The sequence below is a fragment of the Enterobacter cloacae complex sp. IR5402 genome (assembly GCF_049238125.1).
Classification (GTDB): Bacteria; Pseudomonadota; Gammaproteobacteria; order Enterobacterales; family Enterobacteriaceae; genus Enterobacter; species Enterobacter hormaechei_C.
On the sequence record NZ_JBMKHO010000004.1, the window covers coordinates 211,547 to 236,748 of the forward strand.

A 25,202-nucleotide genomic window follows, 5' to 3' on the forward strand; every position below is an offset into this window, starting at 1 on the left:
CGGCACTCCTTAACAACAGGCCAGTTCAAAATCGAGGCGTTCCGGCACGGTGCCATGTTCACTGTCCAGCGGCATAAAGCGGATCGCGAAACGGCTTTTATGTCCGGAAATTTGCGGGTAAAGCTGCTCGCTAAGAGACAGATTCAGGCGCAGAAGATCGGCGTCGTCGCCGTTATCCTGATAGAAACCGTTGAGACTGGTTTGTTTGCGGAACGGGGCAGAGTTACGCACAAGATCGAGGATCAAGGATAACGTCTGATTCATCGGCTCCAGGCTGCCCAGCCAGCTGTTCACCTGGCGATCGCGCTGTTCCTGCGGCATGTGCAACCACATATGCAGCGTTGGCAGGTCAAAGCTACAGCAACCGCCCGGTATGCTCAGGCGCTGGCGCACCAGCGCAATCAGACGATCCTCTCGTAAAAACTGGCCAACGCGCGGCGCGGCCATCAGCGTCGTGCTGCTGTTTTTCAGCTGCTGGCGTAAAGCGTCAATTCGACTTTGATCCACGCCCGGTACTTCGGCCCAGGCCTGTAATTTACGCTGCTGGCGCTCCAGCTCTTTCAACAGCTCAGTGCGGACGTCACCGCGTTCAATCACATCCAGCAGATCGCCCACGTTGCGGAAAAAATGCAGCGCGGTGGCGTGATCGTTGACAGGCAGATGTTGTGAAAGCTGTTGAATAAGAAATTCTATGCGTAGCCAGGTACGCATTTTTTCGTTAAGCGGGTGCTCAAAAAGGATATGAGTCGACATTATGGTTTTTCCTGTGCAACGGCCTGCGCGGCGAAGGTCAGATACTGCGCGTGCAGACGAGCAACATCCGATGCAATGGCATCTGGTGCGCCGTTATTATCAATAACATCATCCGCAACGGCGAGGCGCGCTTCGCGCGTGGCCTGTGCGGCAAGAATTTGTTCAGCATGTTCGCGTGAAACATGGTCACGCGCCATGGTTCTCTGGATTTGCGTTTCGCGGGAAACGTCAATCACCAGCGTTCTGTCTGCTTTATTCTGAAGCTGATTTTCCACCAGTAACGGGACGACCCACAACACATAGGGCGAACGGGCTGCGGCAATTTGACGCTGAGTTTCCTGGTGGATAATGGGGTGGAGCAGGGCATTAAGCCAGGCTTTTTCCGCTGGATCGGAAAATATGTACTCACGCAGCTGCCGACGATTCAGGGTGCCGTCAGCCTGTATCACACGGCGACCAAAATGCGCTTCGATGGCGTTTAAGGCGGGTGTATTGGGTTCTACCACATGACGGGCAATGATATCGGCGTCGATAATCGTGATGCCGAGACGAGCAAACGCGTGCGCAACGGTGCTTTTACCACTACCGATGCCGCCGGTTAATGCGACGATATACCCCATTAAATCAGATCCTGGGAATTATTCAGTTTTAAAATCAGTTGCTTAAAATTCAAACTTACAACAGCCAATGTTTAGCTCTCTTTACCCGCTTTTTACCAGGTAAATTTATAGGATTGTAGCGTAAAAAAAGAGAATTTCGCAGTCTTGCGGAGCAGGTATTAGTGCGTATGATAGCGTCACTGGAGTTGTGCTTTTAATATATTTGCCTCTAACCCCAGGAATCCGCACATGCGTATCGAAGAAGATCTGAAGTTAGGTTTCAAAGACGTTCTTATCCGCCCTAAACGCTCTACACTGAAAAGTCGCTCAGACGTTGAACTCGAACGTCAATTCACCTTTAAGCATTCCGGTCAGACGTGGTCTGGCGTGCCGATTATCGCGGCCAACATGGACACCGTCGGGACCTTCGAGATGGCGACCGCACTGGCGCAATTCGACATCCTTACTGCGGTACACAAACACTACAGCGCTGAAGAGTGGGATGCGTTTGTCGCCTCCGCCTCGGCTGACGTGGTGAAGCATGTGATGGTCTCGACCGGTACGTCTGATGCAGATTTCGAGAAAACCAAACAGATCCTGAACGCCAATCCGGCGCTGAATTTTGTCTGCATTGACGTGGCAAATGGTTATTCCGAGCATTTCGTCCAGTTCGTCAGCAAGGCGCGTGAAGCATGGCCAACCAAAACCATCATCGCGGGCAACGTGGTGACCGGTGAAATGTGTGAAGAGCTGATCCTCTCCGGGGCCGACATTGTGAAAGTGGGCATTGGCCCGGGCTCCGTTTGCACCACGCGCGTGAAAACCGGTGTGGGTTATCCGCAGCTGTCTGCGGTAATTGAATGCGCTGACGCTGCGCACGGTCTGGGCGGCCAGATCATCAGCGACGGTGGCTGCACCATGCCAGGCGATGTCGCGAAAGCCTTCGGCGGCGGCGCGGATTTCGTGATGCTCGGCGGCATGCTGGCAGGCCACGAAGAGAGCGGCGGTACCGTGGTGGAAGAGAACGGCGAGAAATTCATGCTATTCTACGGAATGAGCTCTGAATCCGCGATGACCCGTCACGTGGGTGGTGTCGCGAAATACCGTGCGGCGGAAGGCAAAACCGTTAAGCTACCACTGCGTGGTCCGGTCGAAAACACGGCGCGCGATATCCTCGGCGGACTGCGTTCTGCCTGCACCTACGTTGGGGCTTCCCGCCTGAAAGAGCTGACTAAACGCACGACGTTTATCCGCGTTCAGGAGCAGGAAAACCGCGTTTTCAATAGCCTCTGACGGCTACGGCTGGCGCGCGTCCGTGCGCCAGCGTTACCCCGCGCTCATTGCATCCCCCAGATGGAAAATCGGCAGATACATTGCCACCACCAGCGTGCCAATAATCAGACCTGTCACGACCAGTAGCAAAGGCTCAAGAAGCGCCGCCAGATTGTCTGCCTGCTGAAATGTCTGTTCCGTATGATGGCGGGCCAGATTCATCAGCATGACATCCAGTGAACCCGACACTTCTCCGGTGCGAATGAGCTGAATACACAGTGGCGTAAAAACAGAGGCCTTCTGGAAGGAGGACCACACGGGCATCCCCTGTTCGATATCGCTGCGTATCTCACGGAGTTTCTCCTGCCAGTAGCCACACTCAACGGTCTCCTCCACACTCTCCAGTCCTTGTAAAAAGGCAATTCCGGCCTGCTGGGTTAATGACAGCACGGTAAAAATTTGCCCCAGTTTTTGCCCACGCATCAGCGTGCCCATCACCGGTACATGTAACAGGACGTACTGCCAGCGCGGATGCCGCCGCAGCTTACAGGCGATGACAACCATTGCCACGAGCAGGGCCAAAAGGGTGAGGATATGCGCCTGAACCAAGGCCGCCAGCCCCATGACTGCCTGCGTGAGCAAAGGGAGCGGGGTGTTGAACGTTTTGTAGATTGCAGCAAACTCAGGCAAAACCAGCGTGACCATCGCCAGCACCACGAAAACGGCCAGCGTCAGGATGATCAGCGGATAGCGCAGCGCTTTCTTCACCTTTGCACTGAGCTGCTGCTGGGATTTTTGTTGCTGCGCAAGCTGACGGCAGCAGACTTCGAGCTTACCCGTCAGCTCACCCGTCTTCACCATCGAGACATAAAGGGGGCTAAACACCTCTGGCCATTTCTTCATGGCCTCTGACAGAGCGAAACCTTCGCTCAGGTCATCAGCAAGACTGTGCAGCAGCGCCTGCCAGTGCTGCAAAGGATGCTGTTCCGCCAGCATGTGCAGGCTTTGGGACAGCGTGAGTCCGGCCTGTAGCAGCGTGGCGAGCTGGCGAAAAATATCGTAGCAGTGCTGCACCTGCCATCGGTGGCGCTGCTGGCAGCGTTTTAGCGCCAGCGGGTGCAGCTGTTTAAGCACCAGAGCCGTGTAAGCTGCGTTACGGTCGATGGCCCAGAGGGTGCCGGTTTGCACCTCCCCCTCGGTGGTCAGGGCACGCCAGCGCCAGAGCGAATTAGCAGCCATCGGGCATTCCCAGGACGCGCAACAACTCTTCGAGCGTAGTCAGCCCTTGCTCTACGGCCATGCAGCCATGCTCAAACAAAGAGGTCATTCCCGCCTGACGAGCGCTGGACCCAATCACCTCCGTGCTTGCTCCGCTGGCGATGGCCTGCCGCAGCGTGTCGTCGATGACGAGCACTTCAAAAATGGCTACGCGACCATAAAAACCGTGGTAGCAGCGATCGCAGCCGGTGGGTTGCCAGCGAGGAAGCGGCCGGGGCCACAGCGTGCGGGGTAATTCGGTGTGGCGGCTGGCTTCCTGTCGGCAGTACGGGCATAAACGGCGCACCAGCCGCTGGGCAATCACCATCGAGAGCGCCGAAGAGATCATCCAGCGCGCGACGCCCATCTGTTGCAGCCGTACCAGCGTTTCAGTCGTCGAATTAGTATGGAGGGTGGACAGCACCAGATGCCCGGTTTGTGCCGCCTTAATGGCAATTTCTGCCGTTTCGCCGTCACGAATTTCACCTACCATAATGATGTCAGGATCCTGCCTGAGCAGGGCGCGCAGCACGCTCTGGAAGGTCAGCCCCGCACGCGGATTAATCTGCGTCTGGTTTAAGCCTGCAAGCGGGATTTCAACGGGATCTTCCACGCTGCAAATATTAACGTCAGGGGTATTTCGCGCCTGTAACGCGCTGTACAGCGTCACCGTTTTCCCGCTACCGGTCGGGCCGGTGACCAGAATCAACCCCTGAGGGCTGTTAAGCGCCCCGGCAAAACGGGCCTGCTGGTCTGCGCTCATCCCCAGCTGTTCAAGCTCCAGAGCCTGATGTACCTGGTGAAGCAGACGAAGCACGATTTTTTCTCCACCGCTACAGGGAAGGGTTGCGATACGAAAAGAGACGGGGACGCTTGCCAGCTCCACCGTAAACTGACCGTCCTGCGGCAGGCGGCGCTCCGCAATATCCAGTTGACCCAGCACCTTCAGGCGTGCGGCAAGCGTCGTCCCGAGGGCGGCAGAGATCGGCGGTTGAGGGTAGAGAACACCGTCGATTCGCAAACGGATCTGGTAACCGTGCTCCGTCGGTTCAATATGGATGTCAGAAGCCCGCTGGTTTACTGCCTGCTGCAAGGTTGTACTGAGCACGTCAGCGGCTGAGTTTGGCGCGATGCCCGGCAGGTGTGATGATGAGAGGGACTGAAGCCGTTTTTCCATCCGTTCAGCCGTCCAGCACTCAATATCAATACGTTTCTGCGTGGCGAAGCGTAACGCTTCCATCAGCTCAGAGGCAGGATTACCCACCACCGCAATGCTGATCATCTCGGTGTCGCTTGCGAGTAGCAGTGCGTGATGGCGCTGACAGAGCGTCATAAGCTGCTCGGTATTCATTGTCCACTCCTGTCAGTTGTTGTCGAAGCGGAAAACATCTTCACAGGCTTGTCTGAGCGCCGTGTCGGACGCAATTTTGCAGTCACGCGTCCAGCCCGTCATACCGTTACCGTCGCTCCAGATCGGTGTCACGAGCACTTCAAGTCCGTTAAGGCTTTCCTGCCCTGTTAACGATACGATCCCCTTCGCCACGCTCATCGCTGAAACGTAACGTGTGGTTGTCGGGGAGGGGATGCCATTGGTGCCTGCGTCGCAGCGATCCACACCACCACGATCCAGGGCGCAAAGCTCAATGGCGGTGCGGTAGGGGATGAACGTTTGCAGCATATCGGTGAGCGCCGCTTTTCGCAGGTAGTTCTGATAGGCCGGGACGCCAATCGCGCTCAGGATGGCAATAATGCCAATGACCACCATTAGCTCAATCAGGGTAAATCCTTGTTGTCTGTTCATGTCTGCTCCTTATGTTAAGTGGCGCTACTGTGGCAGTGACTGCGCGCAGAAACGAGGGGCAAAAGCGTGAACGTGAAGGGGCTTTCAGGGAAATGATTCAGTGTTGCAGAGAAGGACAGCGTAATTGCGAGCGGTTTCGTATTTCCCCTCTCCGGGCGGAGAGGGGGGATAATTTATTTGAAGCGCATCGAGAGGTCGAGGGCGCGGACGTGCTTGGTCAGGGCGCCTACGGAGATGTAATCGACGCCGGTTTCAGCAAATTCGCGGATGGTGTCGAACGTCACGTTGCCGGACACCTCAAGCTGCGCCTGGCCGTTTGTGCGTTTGACCGCTTCACGCATCTGCTCCGTGTCGAAGTTATCGAGCATGATGATGTCAGCCCCCGCTTTAATGGCCTCGTCCAGCTCCTCCAGCGTTTCCACTTCCACTTCGACGGGCACATCCGGATGCAGCCAGAAGGCTTTTTCCACGGCCTGACGCACCGAGCCAGAGGCAATAATGTGGTTCTCTTTGATCAGGAAGGCATCGGATAGCCCCAGACGATGGTTGGCGCCGCCACCGCAGAGTACCGCGTATTTCAGCGCGGTGCGCAGGCCCGGCAGGGTTTTACGGGTATCCAGCAGCTGCGTGCGGGTGCCTGCCAGCAGGTCAACGTAGCGGCGTACTTCACTGGCAACGCCAGAGAGCGTTTGCACAAAATTGAGCGCGGTGCGTTCACCAGTCAGCAAGACGCGGGACGGGCCGTCCAGTTCGAACAGTGGCTGATTCGCCGTGACCGCATCGCCGTCCTCAACGTGCCATGTTACCTGCACCTCGTCGCCCGCCAGCTGGGTAAAGACCTCCTCAACCCAGCGTTTGCCGCAGAAAACCCCTGCTTCACGGGTGATAACCACCGCATGCGAGCGTGTCTCTTTTGGCAACAATTGGGCGGTAATATCGTTATCGGCGCTGACGTCACCGCCGAGGTCTTCTCTCAGGGCATGGGCAACGCTTGCCGGGATATCACTATTAATACGTTCCAGAAGCGCGTCACGTCGGTGGTCGGGGTTATAGCGGCGAGGCGGCATGATAAAACTCCAAATTGGTAACGAATCATAATATTGAAACATGCTACTCTGAACCGAGTAACAGCACCATAGATAAGGAGTTCCAGCATGTTGTTAGAAAACGGATGGCTGGTGGACGCGCGGCATGTACCGTCGCCGCACCACGACTGCCGCCCGGAGGATGAAAAGCCCACACTGCTGGTGGTTCACAATATTAGTCTCCCGCCGGGTGAGTTTGGCGGTCCGTGGATCGATGCGTTATTCACTGGAACGATAGATCCCGATGCCCACTCCTTCTTTGCTGAGATTGCGCATCTGCGCGTATCGGCGCACTGTCTGATCCGTCGTGATGGCGAAGTGGTTCAGTATGTTCCTTTTGATAAGCGTGCCTGGCATGCCGGCGTGTCGAAGTATCAGGGGCGCGAGCGGTGCAATGATTTCTCCATTGGAATTGAACTGGAAGGAACGGACACCACGCCTTACACCGATGCGCAATATGAGAAACTGGTTGCTGTAACGCAAACGTTAATCGGGCGCTATCCCGCCATTGCAGACAATATTACAGGGCACAGCGACATCGCCCCCGAAAGAAAAACCGACCCCGGCCCGGCGTTTGACTGGTCCCGGTTTCACGCCATGCTTACCACGTCGTCAGATAAGGAGATAACATGACGTTGTTTACCATGCTGCTGGTTATGATCGCTGAACGCCTGTTTAAGCTCGGCGAGCACTGGCATCTGGATCATCGGCTGGAGGTGTTATTCCGCCGCATCAGGCATTTTTCCATGCTGCGCACGCTGCTGATGGCGGCAGGCGTGATGGCCATTACGTTCCTGTTGCTGCGCTCGCTTTACGGCCTCTTTTTCAACGTGCCGCTGCTGGTGGTGTGGATCCTGCTCGGCGTGCTGTGTATTGGCGCGGGCAAGGTGCGTTTGCACTATCACGCGTATCTGAAAGCCGCTTCCCGGGATGATGCCCACGCGCGCGGCGCGATGGCGAGCGAGTTGACGATGATCCACGGCGTACCGCCGGACTGCGATGAACGCGAGTTTCTGCGGGAGCTGCAAAACGCGCTGCTGTGGATTAACTTCCGTTACTACCTGGCGCCGCTGTTCTGGTTCGTGGTGGGCGGGCCCTGGGGGCCGGTACTGCTGATGGGTTACGCGTTCCTGCGCGCCTGGCAGACCTGGCTTGCCCGCTATCTTACGCCGCATGAACGTCTACAGTCCGGCATTGATGCCATCCTGCACGTGCTCGACTGGCTTCCGGTGCGTCTGGTAGGCGTGGTCTATGCCCTCATCGGTCACGGTGAAAAGGCGCTGCCCGCGTGGTTTGTCTCCCTTGCTGACCGTCATACCTCGCAGTATCAGGTTTTAACCCGACTGGCACAGTTCTCGCTGGCGCGTGAGCCGCACACGGACAAAGTCGCAACGCCAAAGGCTGCCGTCTCGATGGCGAAGAAAACGTCGTTTGTGGTGGTGGTGATTGTGGCGCTGCTGACGATTTACGGCACGCTGGTTTAAGCCAGCGCGCCGAAGCCGTTACGGTGTATCTGCGGGCGGGATGCCGAATTCAGGCATCCCGTTTTCGTTCCAGCGGATGAGTTTCAGGCGAGTATGGCGATTGGGATCGTAAAGCGGATCGCCTTCAATTTCAGTGTAGTTTCGCGCGTGGTAGACCAGCACATCTTCGCCTTCCGGCGTCTGCGTAAAGCTGTTATGGCCTGGCCCATACTGACGGTTTTCGTAGCTGGTGACGAACACCGGGCGCGGGGATTTATGCCAGTTAGCCGGGTTTTGCGGATCGGCATTCAGGTCTGCCCACAGTAATCCCATGCAGTAGTTCTCGTCGGTGGCGCTGGCGGAATAGCTGATAAACAGCTTATCGCCATGGAACAGCACCGCCGGGCCTTCATTGACCCAGAACCCGCGGCACTCCCAGTCATATTCCGGTTTACTGAGCATCACCGGCTCGCCTTTCAGCGTCCACGGATTTTCCATTTCACACAGGTAAAGATTCGAGTTACCGGAAATATCCGGGGCTTTTTGCGCCCACAGATACCAGCGTTTACCCTGATGAACAAAGGTGGTGGCATCCAGCGCGAAGGTGTCAAACGGGGTTTTGATTTGCCCTTTTTCCACCCACGTACCGGTGAGCGGATCGCGATCTGCGCATTCAATGGCAAACATGCGATGCTGGAACATCCCGAGCTGATCGAGCGCCTGGGTATGCGTGGCGGCAAAATAGATGTACCACCTGCCGTCGATATGATGCAGTTCCGGTGCCCAGATCAGCTGGCTCATCGGGCCGGTGTCGGGCTTGCGCCAGACAACCACCTCTTCGGCATCGCGTAAACCTTCCAGCGAGTCCGCGCGGCGGATCGCCAGCCGATCGTACTCCGGTACGGAGGCGATAAAGTAATATTGCCCATCGTGACGCAGGATATACGGGTCGGCGCGTTGTTCAATAAACGGGTTTGGCCAGGTTTGCATTCGGCTTTCCTTATTTAGTCTCAGCGGCTTTGAGTTCCTGATAATCGTTCAGCTCGCGATAGTTGGTGCGACGCTTTTCCAGATCGGACTGGATCTGCTTCATGGTCTCACGGTCCACTTTCAGCAGACGTACTACGCCCGCGGTAATTAAGTATCCAATGCCAGGAATGACGGTAAAGAGCAGCACGATCCCGTTGATGGCATCCGCGCTCTGCGCTTTTGCGCCCGCATCGTAGCCGTACCAGGAGAGCAGGAAACCGACCATTGCCCCGGCAATCGCCAGACCCAGTTTCAGGAAGAAGATGTTGCCGGAGAAGCTGATCCCGGTGATACGTTTCCCGGTTTTCCATTCACCGTAGTCGTCCACGTCGGCCATCAGGGACCAGTGCAGCGGGGATGGGATCTGGTGCAGGATGTTCAGCAGGACGTAAAGCACAACAATGGTTGTCGTCGCTTTCGGGTCGAAGAAGTAGAAGGCGCAGGAGAAAATCGCCAGCGCGATGTTGGTCCAGAAGAAGACCTTCAGCTTGCACCAGCGGTCGGTCAGCACTTTCGCCAGCATACTGCCGAACATCATGCCGACAACGCCCAGGCTGATAAACAGCGTGGCGAAATGGGTGCTTTGCCCCATGACCCAGGTGACGTAATACATGGTGGCCGCCATGCGGATAAAGCCAGGGCAGACGTTGCACAGGGTTAACAGCAGGATCCGCACCCACTGGTCGTTCTTCCACACGTCTTTCAGGTCGTTTTTAAGTTCGTCATGGGTTTGCACCGCCGGACGCACGCGCTCGCGCACCGTGGCGAAGCAGAACAGGAACATGCAGGTACCAATCAGCGCCAGCACGGTCATCGCCATCTGGTAGCCTTTGGCTTTGTTATCCCCACCGAACCAGTCGGCCATTGGCAGGAGCGTTAGCGACAGCAGCAGCGTGGCGATACCAACCATAACAAAACGGTAGGACTGGCAGGCAACGCGCTCTTTCGGGTCGTTGGTGATCACGCCGCCGAGCGAGCAGTACGGAATATTGATGGCGGTATAGGTCAGCGACAGCAGGAAGTAGGTGACAAAGGCATAGATAACTTTGCTGTTATAGCTCCACTCTGGCGTGGTGAACATCAGAATGCTGAACAGCGCATAGGGGAAGGCAATCCACAGCAGCCATGGACGAAACCGGCCATATTTGCTGCGGGTACGGTCAGCAATCGCGCCCATGATCGGGTCCGTTACGGCATCAATGACGCGCACGGACAGGAGTAAAACGCCAACCAGTGCAGGCGCCAGACCAAAAATATCCGTATAAAAATAGTTAACAAATAACATGATGGCGCCAAAGATAATGTTGCATCCGGCGTCACCCATGCCATAGCCGATCTTTTCTTTTACTGACAGTTTGTTGTTATTCATCGACAGCTCTCCGGGTTTCGGTATGGAGAGAATTATTCGCTGGCAAACGAATATATGCGTTGCAATATAAAGGCGGTGATATGGAGGATTTTGCTGTTGGCGCGAATTTGTGAGGAAGGTAACAAGACGCTGTACCCGCAACCGCGAGTACAGCGAGAAAACATTTAGTGCGCTTTTACCGTTTTGGCATTTTTCTGTTTCACCATATAACCCACGCCGAGGATCGCAATCCAGACCGGGATCAGGTAGACGGAAATCGCCATGCCTGGGGTGATGAGCATGATGACCAGTACAGCTGCCATGAACAGCAGGCAAACCCAGTTCCCCAGCGGATAGAGCAGGGCAGGGAAGCGCGTGGTTACGCCCTGCTGCTGCTTGGCGCGGCGGAACTTGATGTGCGCGAGGCTAATCATTGCCCAGTTAATCACCAGGGCGGAAACCACCAGCGCCATCAGCAGACCGAAGGCTGATTCCGGGGCCAGGTAGTTAATCAGCACGCACAGCGCCGTCACGACCGCCGACACGATGATGGTATTAACCGGTACGCCACGCTTATCAACGGTGAGCAGCGCTTTCGGTGCGTTGCCCTGTTGCGCCAGGCCGAACAGCATACGGCTGTTGCAGTAAACGCAGCTGTTATAAACGGAGAGCGCAGCGGTCAGCACCACGACGTTGAGCGCGTTCGCCACGAAGGTATCGCCCAGCTCGTGGAAGATGAGCACAAACGGGCTGGTATCCGCCGTGACGCGCGTCCATGGCAGCAGCGAGAGCAGCACCGCCAGGGAGCCCACATAGAAGATCAGGATGCGGTAGATAACCTGATTTGTGGCTTTCGGGATGCTCTGTTCCGGGTTGTCGGCTTCCGCGGCGGTGATGCCCACCAGCTCCAGACCGCCGAAGGAGAACATAATGATCGCCATCATCATCACCAGGCCGGTCATGCCGTGAGGCAAGAACCCGCCTTGCTCCCAAAGGTTGCGCACGGTGGCCTGCGGGCCGCCGTTGCCGCTGAACAGCAGCCAGCCGCCGAAGATGATCATCGCTACAACGGCAATCACTTTGATGATGGCAAACCAGAACTCCATCTCACCGAACACTTTTACGTTGGTGAGGTTAATGGCGTTAATCAGGACGAAGAAGGCCGCCGCAGACGCCCAGGTAGGGATCTCCGGGTACCAGAACTGAATATATTTCCCGACGGCGGTCAGCTCGGCCATGGCAACCAGAACGTACAGAACCCAATAGTTCCAGCCCGAGGCGAAACCTGCGAAGCTGCCCCAGTATTTATAGGCGAAGTGGCTGAATGAGCCTGCGACCGGCTCCTCAACAACCATTTCCCCTAACTGACGCATAATCAGAAATGCAATGAAACCCGCTATCGCGTACCCCAAAATAATGCCCGGACCGGCCGACTGGATAACCGATGCACTGCCCAGAAACAGGCCAGTACCAATAGCACCGCCCAGGGCGATGAGCTGTATATGGCGGTTTTTAAGGCCGCGCTTTAGCTGATCGCCATGCTGTTGAGCTTCCATTTGAAACCTCGTGTGTGGTTGTTATGTTCACGCTGTGCGTGTGTAATTATGAAAGTCCATATTCTGTATTTATTTCTTTACGGTTAACGATACCGAAAAAAGCGGAGATGGCTTCCGTTAGCGCCAGAATAGTGGTAAGCGCCAGCGAATGCACCTGCTTTATGAAGGGGCGATGACGACTTGAATAAAAAGAAACCAATTGTAAATCGGTACGTTAACCCCTCATACCCCAACCTATAGAATAGAAATGCGTCAGAAGAGGGCGAATTTTCATTTTTTGCCTTGTTGAATCGCTTCAGATTGCAAAAACCCTCGTTTCACTATGGTTAAAACTGCCTCTTTGGTAGTAACCATTTCATTTGTGCAAAGTTACATTCCTGAAACGTTAGTTCTGTAAGGTTGTTAAAATGTGCCGGGTTTACTGATTTCAATCAAAACCAATATGGACAGAAGGTGAATACTTTGTTACTTTAGCGATACGAACATGAAATTGGTAAGACCAATTGACTCCGGGCAAAAAGGCGTAAGACAGGGAATATGGCCTACAGCAAAATTCGCCAACCAAAACTTTCCGATGTGATTGAGCAGCAGCTGGAGTTTTTAATTCTCGAAGGGACACTGCGCCCGGGCGAGAAGCTCCCGCCAGAACGCGAGCTGGCAAAACAGTTCGACGTTTCACGTCCCTCTCTGCGTGAGGCGATTCAACGTCTCGAAGCAAAGGGCCTGTTGCTCCGTCGCCAGGGTGGCGGAACCTTTGTGCAAAACAGCCTGTGGCAGAGCTTCAGCGACCCGCTGGTAGAACTTCTCTCTGACCACCCAGAATCCCAGTTTGATCTGCTTGAGACCCGTCACGCGCTGGAAGGTATCGCGGCCTATTACGCCGCCCTTCGCAGCACTGATGAAGACCGCATACGTATTCGCGAGCTGCATCAGGCCATTGAACGGGCACAGCAGTCCGGCGATTTAGACGCCGAGTCCAGCGCCGTCGTCCAGTATCAAATTGCCGTCACCGAAGCGGCGCACAACGTGGTGCTCCTCCATCTGCTACGCTGCATGGAGCCGATGCTGGCCCAGAACGTTCGTCAGAATTTTGAATTGTTGTATGCCCGTCGGGAGATGCTCCCGCTGGTAAGCAACCATCGCACCCGAGTATTCGAGGCGATAATGGCCGGGGAACCGGAGCAGGCGCGCGAAGCGTCGCACCGCCATCTGGCTTTCATTGAGGAAATCTTGCTGGACCGCAGCCGTGAACAATCGCGTCGCGAACGTTCATTACGCCGCATACAGCAACGAAAGGATTAAGCGCCAGGTACTTTTAGAGCGCGGCAACTAAACGCAGAACCTGTCTTATTGTGTTTTCTGGCGAAAATACAATGGGACAGGTTCCAGACAAATCAACGTATTAGATAGATAAGGAATACCCCCATGTCAGAACGTCTCCAAAATGACGTGGATCCGATCGAAACTCGCGACTGGCTACAGGCGATCGAATCGGTCATCCGTGAAGAAGGTGTTGAGCGCGCTCAGTATCTGATTGATCAGCTGCTTTCTGAAGCACGCAAAGGCGGCGTGAAAGTGGCTTCAGGTGCAGGGGCTAGCAACTACGTAAACACGATTGCCGTCGAAGACGAACCGGAATACCCGGGCAATCTGGATCTGGAACGCCGTATCCGTTCTGCTATCCGCTGGAACGCCATCATGACCGTTCTGCGCGCATCCAAGAAAGACCTGGAACTGGGTGGCCACATGGCGTCCTTCCAGTCTTCTGCGACCATTTACGAAGTGTGCTTCAACCACTTCTTCCGTGCAGCTAACGAGAAAGACGGCGGCGATCTGGTGTACTTCCAGGGCCACATCTCTCCGGGCATCTATGCACGTGCCTTCCTGGAAGGTCGTCTGACTGAAGAGCAGATGAACAACTTCCGTCAGGAAGTTCACGGTAAGGGTCTGTCTTCTTACCCGCACCCTAAACTGATGCCTGAGTTCTGGCAGTTCCCGACCGTATCTATGGGTCTGGGTCCAATCGGTGCGATCTATCAGGCTAAATTCCTGAAGTACCTGGAACACCGTGGTCTGAAAGACACCTCTGAGCAGACCGTTTACGCCTTCCTGGGCGACGGTGAAATGGATGAGCCAGAATCTAAAGGCGCGATCACCATCGCGACCCGTGAGAAACTGGACAACCTGTGCTTCATCATCAACTGTAACCTGCAACGTCTGGATGGTCCGGTAACCGGTAACGGCAAGATCATCAACGAACTGGAAGGCATCTTCGCAGGTGCTGGCTGGAACGTGATCAAAGTGATGTGGGGCGGTCGTTGGGATGAACTGCTGCGTAAAGACACCAGCGGTAAACTGATCCAGCTGATGAACGAAACCGTTGACGGCGACTACCAGACCTTCAAATCCAAAGACGGTGCCTACGTTCGTGAGCACTTCTTCGGCAAATATCCTGAAACCGCAGCCCTGGTTGCAGACTGGACTGACGAGCAGATCTGGGCGCTGAACCGCGGTGGTCACGATCCGAAGAAAGTTTACGCTGCACTGAAAAAAGCGCGTGAAACCAAAGGTAAAGCGACTGTGATCCTGGCCCACACCATCAAAGGTTACGGCATGGGTGATACCGCAGAAGGTAAGAACATCGCTCACCAGGTTAAGAAAATGAACATGGACGGCGTGCGTTATATCCGCGACCGTTTCAACGTTCCAGTGACCGATGAGCAGGTAGAAAAACTGTCTTACATCACCTTCCCGGAAGGGTCTGAAGAACACAAGTACCTGCACGAACGTCGTCAGGCGCTGAAAGGCTACCTGCCTGCTCGTCAGCCTAACTTCACCGAGAAGCTGGAACTGCCAGCGCTGGAAGATTTCTCTCAGCTGCTGGAAGAGCAGAACAAAGAGATCTCTACCACTATCGCTTTCGTTCGTGCCCTGAACGTGATGCTGAAGAACAAGTCGATCAAAGATCGTCTGGTTCCAATCATCGCCGACGAAGCGCGTACTTTCGGTATGGAAGGTCTGTTCCGTCAGATCGGTATCTACAGCCCGAACGGCCAGCAGTACACCCCGCAGGACCGTGAGCAGGTTGCATACTACAAAGAAGACGAGAAAGGCCAGATCCTTCAGGAAGGTATCAACGAACTGGGTGCAGGCGCATCCTGGCTGGCTGCTGCGACCTCATACAGCACCAACAACCTGCCGATGATCCCGTTCTACATCTACTACTCCATGTTCGGGTTCCAGCGTATCGGTGACCTGTGCTGGCAGGCAGGCGATCAGCAGGCTCGCGGCTTCCTGATCGGGGGTACTTCTGGTCGTACGACCCTGAACGGTGAAGGTCTACAGCACGAAGATGGTCACAGCCACATTCAGTCACTGACTATCCCTAACTGTATCTCTTACGATCCGTCTTACGCGTACGAAGTGGCAGTCATCATGCATGACGGCTTGCAGCGCATGTACGGTGAAGCGCAAGAGAATATTTACTACTACATCACTACCCTGAACGAAAACTACCACATGCCGGCAATGCCAGCAGGCGCCGAGGAAGGTATCCGTAAAGGTATCTACAAACTCGAAACCATCGAAGGTAGCAAAGGTAAAGTTCAGCTGCTGGGCTCCGGTTCTATCCTGCGTCACGTTCGTGAAGCAGCGCAGATCCTGGCGAAAGACTACGGTGTGGGTTCCGATGTGTACTCTGTTACCTCCTTCACTGAACTGGCGCGTGATGGCCAGGATTGTGAGCGCTGGAACATGCTGCACCCAATGGAAACCCCACGCGTTCCGTACATCGCTCAGGTGATGAACGACGCGCCAGCGGTGGCGTCTACTGACTATATGAAACTGTTCGCTGAGCAGGTTCGTACTTACGTTCCAGCTGATGATTATCGCGTACTGGGTACTGACGGCTTCGGTCGTTCTGACAGCCGCGAAAACCTGCGTCACCACTTCGAAGTTGATGCTTCCTACGTGGTTGTAGCAGCACTGGGCGAACTGGCTAAACGTGGCGAAATCGATAAGAAAGTGGTTGCAGACGCAATTACTAAATTCAACATCGATGCAGATAAAGTTAACCCGCGTCTGGCGTAAGAGGTAAAAGAATAATGGCTATCGAAATCAATGTACCGGACATCGGGGCTGATGAAGTTGAAATCACCGAGATCCTGGTCAAAGTGGGCGACAAAGTTGAAGCTGAACAGTCCCTGATCACCGTAGAAGGCGACAAAGCTTCTATGGAAGTCCCGTCTCCTCAGGCTGGCATCGTTAAAGAGATCAAAGTCTCTGTTGGCGATAAAACCGAGACTGGCAAACTGATCATGATTTTCGATTCCGCCGACGGTGCAGCAGCTGCTGCACCTGCGCAGGAAGAGAAGAAAGAAGCCGCTCCTGCTGCTGCTCCAGCAGCGGCCGCGGCAGCGAAAGAAGTGAACGTGCCTGACATCGGCGGTGACGAAGTTGAAGTCACTGAAATCCTGGTGAAAGTGGGCGATACCGTTGCGGCTGAGCAGTCACTGATCACCGTAGAAGGCGATAAAGCCTCTATGGAAGTACCAGCGCCATTCGCCGGTACCGTTAAAGAGATCAAGATCAACACCGGTGACAAAGTGTCTACGGGTTCCCTGATCATGATTTTCGAAGTGGCGGGCTCTGAAGGCGCTGCGGCTCCAGCGAAAGCGGAAGCTGCTCCGGCTCCGGCTGCTGCACCAGCGGCTGCTGGCGGCGTGAAAGACGTTAACGTACCAGACATCGGCGGTGACGAAGTTGAAGTGACCGAAGTGATGGTGAAAGTGGGCGACAAAGTTGCCGCTGAACAGTCACTGATCACCGTTGAAGGCGACAAAGCTTCCATGGAAGTGCCTGCGCCGTTCGCGGGTACCGTTAAAGAGATCAAAATCAGCACCGGCGACAAAGTCTCTACCGGCTCTCTGATCATGGTCTTCGAAGTGGAAGGCGCTGCACCTGCCGCCGCTCCTGCTGCTGCGGCTGCTCCGGCACCGGCTGCTGCACCGGCTCAGGCTGCTAAACCGGCTGCTGCCCCTGCTGCTAAAGCAGAAAAATCTGAGTTCGCTGAAAACGACGCTTATGTCCACGCGACTCCGCTGATCCGTCGCCTGGCGCGCGAATTCGGCGTGAACCTGGCGAAAGTGAAGGGCACCGGCCGTAAAGGTCGTATCCTGCGCGAAGACGTTCAGGCTTACGTGAAAGACGCGGTGAAACGCGCCGAAGCTGCACCTGCGGCAGCCGCTGGCGGCGGTATCCCGGGTATGCTGCCATGGCCGAAAGTGGACTTCAGCAAGTTCGGCGAAATCGAAGAAGTGGAACTGGGCCGTATCCAGAAAATCTCCGGTGCTAACCTGAGCCGTAACTGGGTGATGATCCCGCACGTTACCCACTTCGATAAGACCGATATCACCGATCTGGAAGCGTTCCGTAAACAGCAGAACGCCGAAGCTGAGAAGCGTAAGCTGGACGTGAAGTTCACCCCAGTGGTCTTCATCATGAAAGCGGTTGCGGCGGCGCTGGAACAGATGCCACGCTTCAACAGCTCCCTGTCCGAAGACGGCCAGAAGCTGACGCTGAAGAAATACATCAACATCGGTGTTGCGGTTGATACGCCAAATGGTCTGGTTGTTCCGGTCTTCAAAGACGTGAACAAGAAGAGCGTCACAGAGCTGTCCCGTGAACTGACCACCATCTCCAAGAAAGCGCGTGATGGTAAGCTGACTGCCGGCGAAATGCAGGGCGGCTGCTTCACCATCTCCAGCATCGGCGGCCTGGGTACCACCCACTTCGCGCCGATTGTGAACGCGCCGGAAGTGGCTATCCTCGGTGTGTCCAAGTCCGCGATGGAGCCGGTGTGGAATGGCAAAGAGTTCGTACCGCGTCTGATGATGCCAATCTCTCTGTCCTTCGACCACCGCGTGATCGACGGGGCTGATGGTGCGCGTTTCATCACCATCATTAACAACATGCTGAGCGACATTCGCCGCCTGGTGATGTAATCGAAAAGCCGGCCAATCGGCCGGCTTTTTTCTGATAATCTCATGGGGTTTTTGAGGTTATTGGTGAAAGCGATAATTCGTGAGCCGTTTGTTGTTTCAAAATTGTTAACAATTTTGTAAAATACGGGCGGATAGAACGACCCGGTGGACGACGGGTATACATTAAGAGGTCATGATGAGCACAGAAATCAAAACTCAGGTCGTAGTACTTGGGGCAGGCCCGGCAGGTTACTCCGCAGCATTTCGCGCCGCGGATTTAGGTCTGGAAACCGTCATCGTAGAACGTTACAGCACCCTCGGCGGTGTTTGTCTGAACGTCGGCTGTATCCCTTCTAAAGCGCTGCTGCACGTAGCGAAAGTTATCGAAGAAGCCAAAGCGCTGGCTGAACACGGTATCGTCTTCGGCGAGCCGAAGACCGACATCGACAAAATTCGTACCTGGAAAGAGAAAGTTATCACTCAGCTGACCGGCGGTCTGGCGGGTATGGCCAAAGGCCGTAAAGTGAAAGTGGTAAACGGTCTGGGTAAATTCACCGGTGCGAACACCCTGGAAGTGGAAGGTGAAAACGGTAAAACCGTGATTAACTTCGACAACGCGATCATCGCGGCAGGCTCTCGCCCAATCGAACTGCCATTCATTCCACATGAAGATCCACGCGTGTGGGATTCCACCGATGCGCTGGAGCTGAAAACCGTTCCTAAGCGTCTGCTGGTTATGGGCGGCGGTATCATCGGTCTGGAAATGGGTACCGTGTACCATGCGCTGGGTTCAGAGATCGACGTGGTTGAAATGTTCGACCAGGTTATCCCGGCTGCCGACAAAGACATCGTTAAAGTCTTCACCAAACGCATCAGCAAGAAATTCAACCTGATGCTGGAAACCAAAGTGACTGCCGTTGAAGCGAAAGAAGACGGTATTTACGTTTCCATGGAAGGCAAAAAAGCCCCATCCGAACCACAGCGTTACGACGCCGTACTGGTGGCTATCGGCCGTGTGCCGAACGGTAAAAACCTCGACGCGGGCAAAGCTGGCGTGGAAGTGGACGACCGTGGCTTCATCCGCGTTGACAAACAGCTGCGTACCAACGTGCCGCACATCTTTGCTATCGGCGATATCGTCGGTCAGCCAATGCTGGCGCACAAAGGTGTTCACGAAGGTCACGTTGCCGCTGAAGTTATCGCCGGCATGAAGCACTACTTCGATCCGAAAGTGATCCCATCTATCGCCTACACCGAGCCAGAAGTTGCATGGGTTGGTCTGACTGAGAAAGAAGCGAAAGAGAAAGGCATCAGCTACGAAACCGCCACCTTCCCGTGGGCTGCTTCTGGCCGTGCTATCGCGTCCGACTGCGCAGACGGTATGACCAAACTGATCTTCGACAAAGAAACTCACCGTGTAATCGGTGGTGCGATTGTCGGTACCAACGGCGGCGAGCTGCTGGGTGAAATCGGTCTGGCTATCGAAATGGGCTGTGACGCGGAAGACATCGCGCTGACCATCCACGCTCACCCGACTCTGCACGAGTCCGTGGGCCTGGCGGCAGAAGTGTTTGAAGGTAGCATCACCGACCTGCCAAACGCGAAAGCGAAGAAGAAATAAGTTTCTTCAGATGAAAAAAGCGGCCTCAGGCCGCTTTTTTTATGCACTGCGTTCAGGGGGTGACAGGCTGCCAGGTTTTATCCGGGTGGTATGCAGCGAGCGCCTGCGCTTTCTGCGCCGAATCGTTGCCGAGATTTGCCTGATAAACCTTGTCTTCCTGGTTAACGACAAAGCTCATTACCCCCGTCTGACCATAGCTTACGGGCCAGGCAACCATCGCAAAGCCATTTTTATCCGACAGAATGCGGAACCGATAGCCGTGATAGCCCATACCAGGCTCCGGCGGGCTAAAGGCGGGACCCAGCGGGCTTGGCGCTTCGCCCGGCGAGATGGGCCAGTACAGGCCGTCTTTTAGCCCTGGCGTGCTGACAATCTTCTGCGCATAGCGGTGGTTCATGGCGTAGTAGCTCCGCTGTGCGTCGACGTAGGCGTGCAGCGCTTCGATAGCCGCGAGTTCGTTGCGGCCGATTTCGCGGATCAGGATCTCATCAGCCGCTTTCTGCATATCAAATTGCCAGCCCTCTTTTTTCTTCACTACCGGTATGGGGAGTTGCCAGCCGTTATCGCCAACTGACAGATGGGCAATATCGCCGCTGATTTCGGTACGATGGTTTATCTTCCAGTCACGCAGGAATCGTGCCACCGCCTCCGGATCAACCCCTTCAGGTGGCAGATAGTCGCGCCAGTTATCCCCCAGCAGGTCGGCCATCGCGCTCTCATTCTGCTCGCTGATGGCCTTCGTCAGGGCATTGGCCGCCTGCTCAGGTGTGGAGAAAGATTGCTGGGCGAAGGCGAAGGTGGATACCATCAACAACAGCATTCCACCGATCGGTTTCATGTTCATAGCGGCTCCCTTAACGACGGTGGAATTCATGGTGTTCGGACAGCTGCTGGCGGAAGCTGGCACGCTGCTCACTGTTCAGCGACGCGTGCTGGCGGCTTTGCAGCCCGCGCTGGTGCTGGGCCTGCCAGCTGGCCGAACGGCTGTCGTTGCCGCTCAGGGCGTTTGCCCGCAGCGGCTGATGCTGAACCTGCGTCGGGCGTCTGGTTTGCGCAAGAGTATTATTCATCTGTTGTGCGTGGGGCCGCGCGCTGTCGTAGCCGCGATAGTTGCTGCGCTGAGAGAGCTGCTTCAGTTGCTGCGCGGACGCTGAATGTTGTGGGAAATGCGCGTCGCCATGCTGTAGCTGTGTGAGCGTTTTGCCCGTCGACTGCTGTACCTGCGCCATCGCGGCCTGCCGCTGGCTATCGCGGTTGACCGGCTGCTGCCGGGTAGCGCTCAACCCGCCCGGCACTGAAGTCTGATGATAGCGGCTGGCAAGCTGGCTATTGGCGTAGGGCACGCCGTTGCGGTAGGCCGGATTATGCTGCCAGACCTGGTGATTATCGGTACGGTGCTCGCCGGTGATCTTATTGAAGTTATTAACATTAATATTAATGTTATCGCCGTTATGCGAATAACCGCCGTGGTGATCGTCATCATGATCGTGATGATGATCGTCGTCATCGTCCCAGTCGATGTTACTGAACAGCGCATAGGTGGTGGCTACGCCGAGGCTATAGCCAAAGCCTCTGACAAAACTATTGGTAAACTGCTGGCCGGGAGACGGAGGCAGATACACCGGCGGATAGCTGGCATTTGGCCACGTGCCGTAAACGGTGGAAGGGTTGTAGGTAGGGACATAAACCACCTGTGGATCGGCTGGCTCAATTTTAATCACCGTCGGACTAGCCGACGTTGACGTCGCGGCTGTACTGGCGGAGGCTGGCGCAGATTTTTTCACGGTGGTGACGGTCTGCTGCGGGGTGGATTGCAATGTGCCTGTCTGCTTCGCCAGCAGGCGCAGACGCTGCACGGAATCCATCACATCCTTTGGCTGGGCCAGAAAGGCGTCGCCGAGGCTTTGTACCCACGACGGGTTTTCCCCCATCAGCGACATTAACTGCGGAAAGGCGACCAGCGATTTCACGCTGGCATCCCATGGCTGCCCGCTGACCGCCTGAATGGCGGCATCGCCCTGCATTTTAGGGTTGTCCTTTGACCACTGGGCGGCCTGAATCACGCTCGCCGGATAGGTTGAGGCCATCAGAATTTGCGACAGCAGCGCGTCGGGGTAGAGCGCAATGGGCGCGGTCCACTGATCGATCTGCGCGGCGGTATAGGCAGGGGTGGCCACCGGGGCAGGCTGTGCTGCCGGGTCGGGGAGCTGCGGGGCTACCGGCGCAGGTGCGGGAGCGGGTTCCGTTGCGCGGCTTTTAACGAACATGACGCCCGAGGCGGCAAACAGCCCCGCACTGCAAAGCAGAACAAGAAGATGTGGTTTAAAAGGCAACTTCATAGATTGACTCCAACGAGACGAGTGCAGTGCCGTGAGGCGTTGCTGTTGCCGCGAGTATCATTCACCCGTGTTTTACAGTTTTGACTTTTGTTGGGAAAAACTCTGAAGCATCCGGATAAAGAGTGTGAGTATTTATTACACAATTATATCGGATGGCTGAGCAGGCGACGGAAATTCAGAAGGCCGCTCTTGCGAGCGACCAGCAGCGCGTTGCCGGGGGGACGACAGACTTACGGAACTGCTTCCGGGCCCGGTGACGGGGTGCTACATCATGCTTAACGATTCAGCAAATTTTTTAATGTTGCTTTTTTGTAAACAGATTAACACTGTGCAGAAATCCTGCTATGCTGCCCGACGCGGTATCGGGCATTTACCCTACAAACTGCTGTCTCACAGGAGCGTGAAGAGAACGCCCGCCGCATATGACAATGAGAGCGAGGAGAACCGTCGTGCTAGAAGAATACCGTAAGCACGTAGCAGAACGTGCCGCCGAGGGAATTGTACCCAAACCGTTAGATGCAACCCAAATGGCCGCGCTCGTCGAGCTGCTGAAGAACCCGCCTGAGGGCGAAGAAGAATTCCTGTTAGATCTGCTGATCAACCGTGTACCGCCTGGCGTAGATGAAGCTGCCTACGTAAAAGCCGGATTCCTTGCCGCCGTTGCCAAAGGCGAAGCCACCTCCCCACTGGTTACTCCTGAAAAAGCGATTGAACTGCTCGGCACCATGCAGGGTGGCTATAACATTCATCCGCTGATTGACGCGCTGGATAACGACAAGCTGGCACCGATTGCCGCTAAAGCGCTCTCTTCAACGCTGCTGATGTTCGATAACTTCTACGATGTGGAAGAAAAAGCCAAAGCAGGCAACGTCTATGCGAAGCAGGTGATGCAGTCCTGGGCCGATGCCGAATGGTTCCTGAACCGCCCTCAGCTTGCTGAAAAAATTACCGTTACCGTCTTCAAAGTGACCGGTGAAACCAACACCGATGACCTCTCCCCGGCACCGGACGCGTGGTCTCGTCCTGATATCCCTCTGCACGCCCTGGCGATGCTGAAAAACGCCCGTGAAGGCATTGAGCCGGACCAGCCGGGCAGCGTTGGCCCGATCAAACAGATCGAAGCCCTGCAACAAAAAGGTTTCCCGCTGGCTTACGTGGGTGACGTTGTGGGTACCGGCTCTTCCCGTAAGTCCGCCACCAACTCCGTGCTGTGGTTCATGGGCGACGACATTCCGCACGTGCCAAACAAGCGCGGCGGCGGCCTGTGCCTCGGCGGCAAAATTGCGCCAATCTTCTTCAACACCATGGAAGATGCTGGCGCGCTGCCGATCGAAGTGGATGTCTCTAACCTGAACATGGGCGACGTGATTGACGTTTACCCGTATAAAGGCGAAGTGCGTAATCACGAAACTAATGAGCTGCTGGCAAGCTTTGAGCTGAAAACCGACGTGCTGATCGACGAAGTACGTGCTGGTGGCCGCATTCCGCTGATCATCGGCCGTGGCCTGACCACCAAAGCGCGTGAAGCGCTGGGTCTGCCGCACAGCGACGTGTTCCGTCAGGCGAAAGACGTGGCGGAAAGCAACCGTGGCTTCTCGCTGGCACAAAAAATGGTCGGTCGCGCCTGCGGCGTCGCTGGTATCCGTCCTGGCGCGTACTGCGAGCCGAAGATGACCTCCGTCGGCTCTCAGGACACCACCGGTCCAATGACCCGTGATGAGCTGAAAGACCTGGCGTGCCTGGGCTTCTCTTCCGATCTGGTGATGCAGTCCTTCTGCCACACTGCGGCGTATCCGAAGCCGGTTGACGTGACCACGCACCACACGCTGCCAGATTTCATCATGAACCGCGGTGGCGTGTCTCTGCGTCCGGGCGACGGCGTTATCCACTCCTGGCTGAACCGCATGCTGCTGCCGGATACCGTCGGTACCGGCGGTGACTCCCATACCCGTTTCCCAATCGGTATCTCCTTCCCGGCGGGTTCCGGTCTGGTGGCGTTTGCTGCCGCGACTGGCGTGATGCCGCTGGATATGCCGGAATCGGTGCTGGTGCGCTTCAAAGGTAAAATGCAGCCGGGTATTACCCTGCGCGACCTGGTTCACGCGATCCCGCTGTATGCCATCAAACAGGGTCTGCTGACCGTTGAGAAAAAAGGGAAGAAAAACATCTTCTCTGGCCGCATTCTGGAAATTGAAGGTCTGCCGGATCTGAAAGTTGAGCAGGCTTTCGAGCTGACCGATGCCTCCGCTGAGCGTTCGGCTGCGGGCTGTACCATCAAGCTGAACAAAGAGCCGATTATTGAGTATCTGAACTCTAACATCGTGCTGCTGAAGTGGATGATTGCAGAAGGCTACGGCGACCGTCGTACGCTGGAGCGTCGTATCCAGGGCATGGAAAAATGGCTGGCCGATCCGCAGCTGCTGGAAGCCGATGCTGACGCAGAGTACGCGGCGGTGATCGACATCGATCTGGCGGATATCAAAGAGCCAATCCTGTGTGCACCGAACGATCCGGACGACGCGCGTCCGCTGTCCGAAGTTCAGGGCGAGAAGATCGACGAAGTGTTCATCGGTTCGTGCATGACCAACATCGGCCACTTCCGTGCAGCCGGCAAGCTGCTGGATACCCACAAAGGCCAGCTGCCAACCCGTCTGTGGGTGGCGCCGCCAACCCGTATGGACGCGGCTCAACTGACCGAAGAGGGCTACTACAGCGTGTTTGGTAAGAGCGGTGCGCGTATCGAAATTCCTGGCTGTTCCCTGTGTATGGGCAACCAGGCGCGCGTAGCCGACGGCGCGACGGTGGTCTCCACCTCGACCCGTAACTTCCCGAACCGTTTAGGTACCGGTGCGAACGTCTTCCTGGCCTCTGCGGAACTGGCGGCGGTTGCGGCGCTGATTGGCAAACTGCCAACGCCGGAAGAGTACCAGACCTTTGTGGCTCAGGTGGATAAGACGGCGGTGGATACCTATCGCTACCTGAACTTCGACCAGCTCTCTCAGTACACCGAGAAGGCAGACGGGGTGATCTTCCAGACGGCGGTATAAACAGCAAAACCGTCTCTACGAGACGGTTTTTAGTGTTTGCACCCTCTCCCG

19 protein-coding genes are annotated in these 25,202 nt (G+C 55.7%); 8 read left to right on the forward strand and 11 right to left on the reverse strand.

Annotated features, from left to right (window positions below; genetic code table 11):
- Positions 1 to 9 precede the first annotated feature (9 nt).
- Both zapD and coaE read right to left on the reverse strand, forming a co-directional pair.
- A complete protein-coding gene (gene zapD, locus ACOTXL_RS09825) occupies positions 10 to 753 on the reverse strand; it encodes a cell division protein ZapD (RefSeq protein ID WP_003856329.1) in 744 nt (247 codons plus the stop codon).
- Positions 753 to 1,373 (reverse strand): dephospho-CoA kinase, encoded by a 621-nt coding sequence (gene coaE, locus ACOTXL_RS09830; RefSeq protein WP_045350414.1) that lies wholly within the window; start codon positions 1,371 to 1,373, stop codon positions 753 to 755. The genes zapD and coaE overlap by 1 nt, the downstream gene beginning before the upstream one ends.
- Before the next feature lie 228 nt (positions 1,374 to 1,601).
- Between coaE and ACOTXL_RS09835 the strand changes: the two genes are divergently transcribed.
- Entirely contained in the window at positions 1,602 to 2,645 is a 1,044-nt protein-coding gene (locus ACOTXL_RS09835; RefSeq protein ID WP_017383777.1) for a GMP reductase, read from the forward strand.
- 33 nt (positions 2,646 to 2,678) lie between these two features.
- Here the strand turns inward: ACOTXL_RS09835 and hofC are convergent, their stop codons facing one another.
- The 4 genes from hofC to nadC all read right to left on the reverse strand — a co-directional run bounded on the left by hofC (position 2,679) and on the right by nadC (position 6,749).
- A complete protein-coding gene (gene hofC / locus ACOTXL_RS09840) occupies positions 2,679 to 3,863 on the reverse strand; it encodes a protein transport protein HofC (RefSeq protein WP_022650399.1) in 1,185 nt (394 codons plus the stop codon).
- On the reverse strand, positions 3,853 to 5,232 hold the full coding sequence (gene gspE / locus ACOTXL_RS09845) for a type II secretion system protein GspE (protein WP_023324154.1): 1,380 nt from the start codon (positions 5,230 to 5,232) through the stop codon (positions 3,853 to 3,855). The genes hofC and gspE overlap by 11 nt, the downstream gene beginning before the upstream one ends.
- A 12-nt stretch (positions 5,233 to 5,244) precedes the next feature.
- The gene (gene ppdD, locus ACOTXL_RS09850) at positions 5,245 to 5,682 is read right to left on the reverse strand and encodes a prepilin peptidase-dependent pilin (RefSeq protein ID WP_003856324.1); all 438 of its coding nucleotides are present in this window, start codon (positions 5,680 to 5,682) and stop codon (positions 5,245 to 5,247) included.
- Between the two features lie 173 nt (positions 5,683 to 5,855).
- Positions 5,856 to 6,749: a carboxylating nicotinate-nucleotide diphosphorylase gene (gene nadC, locus ACOTXL_RS09855; protein WP_032608506.1), complete on the reverse strand. Its 894-nt coding sequence runs from the start codon at positions 6,747 to 6,749 to the stop codon at positions 5,856 to 5,858.
- A gap of 87 nt (positions 6,750 to 6,836) precedes the next feature.
- On the opposite strand from nadC, the gene ampD reads away from it, so the two are divergent.
- Positions 6,837 to 7,400, forward strand: coding sequence for a 1,6-anhydro-N-acetylmuramyl-L-alanine amidase AmpD (ampD, locus tag ACOTXL_RS09860; RefSeq protein ID WP_045350413.1), 564 nt, complete (start codon positions 6,837 to 6,839; stop codon positions 7,398 to 7,400).
- Entirely contained in the window at positions 7,397 to 8,251 is an 855-nt protein-coding gene (ampE, locus tag ACOTXL_RS09865) for a beta-lactamase regulator AmpE (protein WP_003856320.1), read from the forward strand. Before ampD ends, ampE begins: the two co-directional genes overlap by 4 nt.
- A gap of 18 nt (positions 8,252 to 8,269) precedes the next feature.
- On the opposite strand, the gene ACOTXL_RS09870 is transcribed toward ampE, so the two are convergent.
- The 3 genes from ACOTXL_RS09870 to aroP form a co-directional block, all read right to left on the reverse strand.
- Positions 8,270 to 9,220 (reverse strand): family 43 glycosylhydrolase, encoded by a 951-nt coding sequence (locus tag ACOTXL_RS09870; protein ID WP_045350412.1) that lies wholly within the window; start codon positions 9,218 to 9,220, stop codon positions 8,270 to 8,272.
- Positions 9,221 to 9,230: 10 nt separating this feature from the next.
- Positions 9,231 to 10,628 (reverse strand): glycoside-pentoside-hexuronide (GPH):cation symporter, encoded by a 1,398-nt coding sequence (locus tag ACOTXL_RS09875; protein WP_003856318.1) that lies wholly within the window; start codon positions 10,626 to 10,628, stop codon positions 9,231 to 9,233.
- Between the two features lie 164 nt (positions 10,629 to 10,792).
- Positions 10,793 to 12,163 (reverse strand): aromatic amino acid transporter AroP, encoded by a 1,371-nt coding sequence (gene aroP, locus ACOTXL_RS09880; RefSeq protein WP_003856317.1) that lies wholly within the window; start codon positions 12,161 to 12,163, stop codon positions 10,793 to 10,795.
- Positions 12,164 to 12,700: 537 nt separating this feature from the next.
- Here aroP and pdhR point away from each other — a divergent pair.
- The 4 genes from pdhR (at position 12,701) to lpdA (ending at position 19,765) form a co-directional block, all read left to right on the forward strand.
- Positions 12,701 to 13,465: a pyruvate dehydrogenase complex transcriptional repressor PdhR gene (gene pdhR, locus ACOTXL_RS09885; RefSeq protein ID WP_023315403.1), complete on the forward strand. Its 765-nt coding sequence runs from the start codon at positions 12,701 to 12,703 to the stop codon at positions 13,463 to 13,465.
- Between the two features lie 123 nt (positions 13,466 to 13,588).
- Positions 13,589 to 16,252 (forward strand): pyruvate dehydrogenase (acetyl-transferring), homodimeric type, encoded by a 2,664-nt coding sequence (aceE, locus tag ACOTXL_RS09890; RefSeq protein ID WP_003856315.1) that lies wholly within the window; start codon positions 13,589 to 13,591, stop codon positions 16,250 to 16,252.
- A gap of 14 nt (positions 16,253 to 16,266) precedes the next feature.
- Entirely contained in the window at positions 16,267 to 18,165 is a 1,899-nt protein-coding gene (gene aceF, locus ACOTXL_RS09895; protein WP_023315404.1) for a pyruvate dehydrogenase complex dihydrolipoyllysine-residue acetyltransferase, read from the forward strand.
- A 175-nt stretch (positions 18,166 to 18,340) separates the two neighbouring features.
- On the forward strand, positions 18,341 to 19,765 hold the full coding sequence (gene lpdA / locus ACOTXL_RS09900) for a dihydrolipoyl dehydrogenase (protein ID WP_003856313.1): 1,425 nt from the start codon (positions 18,341 to 18,343) through the stop codon (positions 19,763 to 19,765).
- Positions 19,766 to 19,817: 52 nt separating this feature from the next.
- On the opposite strand, the gene ACOTXL_RS09905 is transcribed toward lpdA, so the two are convergent.
- Positions 19,818 to 20,609 (reverse strand): DUF2950 family protein, encoded by a 792-nt coding sequence (locus tag ACOTXL_RS09905; protein WP_023324157.1) that lies wholly within the window; start codon positions 20,607 to 20,609, stop codon positions 19,818 to 19,820.
- 10 nt (positions 20,610 to 20,619) lie between these two features.
- Positions 20,620 to 22,104, reverse strand: coding sequence for a DUF3300 domain-containing protein (locus ACOTXL_RS09910; protein ID WP_023324158.1), 1,485 nt, complete (start codon positions 22,102 to 22,104; stop codon positions 20,620 to 20,622).
- 449 nt (positions 22,105 to 22,553) lie between these two features.
- Between ACOTXL_RS09910 and acnB the strand changes: the two genes are divergently transcribed.
- Positions 22,554 to 25,151: a bifunctional aconitate hydratase 2/2-methylisocitrate dehydratase gene (gene acnB, locus ACOTXL_RS09915; RefSeq protein ID WP_023315407.1), complete on the forward strand. Its 2,598-nt coding sequence runs from the start codon at positions 22,554 to 22,556 to the stop codon at positions 25,149 to 25,151.
- Positions 25,152 to 25,202 lie beyond the last annotated feature (51 nt).

Bases quoted from the DNA above. Each gene is read 5' to 3' on its own strand.
- zapD (WP_003856329.1), bottom strand. From the start codon at position 753: ATGTCGACTCATATCCTTTTTGAGCACCCGCTTAACGAAAAAATGCGT.
- coaE (WP_045350414.1), bottom strand. From the start codon at position 1,373: ATGGGGTATATCGTCGCATTAACCGGCGGCATCGGTAGTGGTAAAAGC.
- ACOTXL_RS09835 (WP_017383777.1), top strand. From the start codon at position 1,602: ATGCGTATCGAAGAAGATCTGAAGTTAGGTTTCAAAGACGTTCTTATC.
- hofC (WP_022650399.1), bottom strand. From the start codon at position 3,863: ATGGCTGCTAATTCGCTCTGGCGCTGGCGTGCCCTGACCACCGAGGGG.
- gspE (WP_023324154.1), bottom strand. From the start codon at position 5,232: ATGAATACCGAGCAGCTTATGACGCTCTGTCAGCGCCATCACGCACTG.
- ppdD (WP_003856324.1), bottom strand. From the start codon at position 5,682: ATGAACAGACAACAAGGATTTACCCTGATTGAGCTAATGGTGGTCATT.
- nadC (WP_032608506.1), bottom strand. From the start codon at position 6,749: ATGCCGCCTCGCCGCTATAACCCCGACCACCGACGTGACGCGCTTCTG.
- ampD (WP_045350413.1), top strand. From the start codon at position 6,837: ATGTTGTTAGAAAACGGATGGCTGGTGGACGCGCGGCATGTACCGTCG.
- ampE (WP_003856320.1), top strand. From the start codon at position 7,397: ATGACGTTGTTTACCATGCTGCTGGTTATGATCGCTGAACGCCTGTTT.
- ACOTXL_RS09870 (WP_045350412.1), bottom strand. From the start codon at position 9,220: ATGCAAACCTGGCCAAACCCGTTTATTGAACAACGCGCCGACCCGTAT.
- ACOTXL_RS09875 (WP_003856318.1), bottom strand. From the start codon at position 10,628: ATGAATAACAACAAACTGTCAGTAAAAGAAAAGATCGGCTATGGCATG.
- aroP (WP_003856317.1), bottom strand. From the start codon at position 12,163: ATGGAAGCTCAACAGCATGGCGATCAGCTAAAGCGCGGCCTTAAAAAC.
- pdhR (WP_023315403.1), top strand. From the start codon at position 12,701: ATGGCCTACAGCAAAATTCGCCAACCAAAACTTTCCGATGTGATTGAG.
- aceE (WP_003856315.1), top strand. From the start codon at position 13,589: ATGTCAGAACGTCTCCAAAATGACGTGGATCCGATCGAAACTCGCGAC.
- aceF (WP_023315404.1), top strand. From the start codon at position 16,267: ATGGCTATCGAAATCAATGTACCGGACATCGGGGCTGATGAAGTTGAA.
- lpdA (WP_003856313.1), top strand. From the start codon at position 18,341: ATGAGCACAGAAATCAAAACTCAGGTCGTAGTACTTGGGGCAGGCCCG.
- ACOTXL_RS09905 (WP_023324157.1), bottom strand. From the start codon at position 20,609: ATGAACATGAAACCGATCGGTGGAATGCTGTTGTTGATGGTATCCACC.
- ACOTXL_RS09910 (WP_023324158.1), bottom strand. From the start codon at position 22,104: ATGAAGTTGCCTTTTAAACCACATCTTCTTGTTCTGCTTTGCAGTGCG.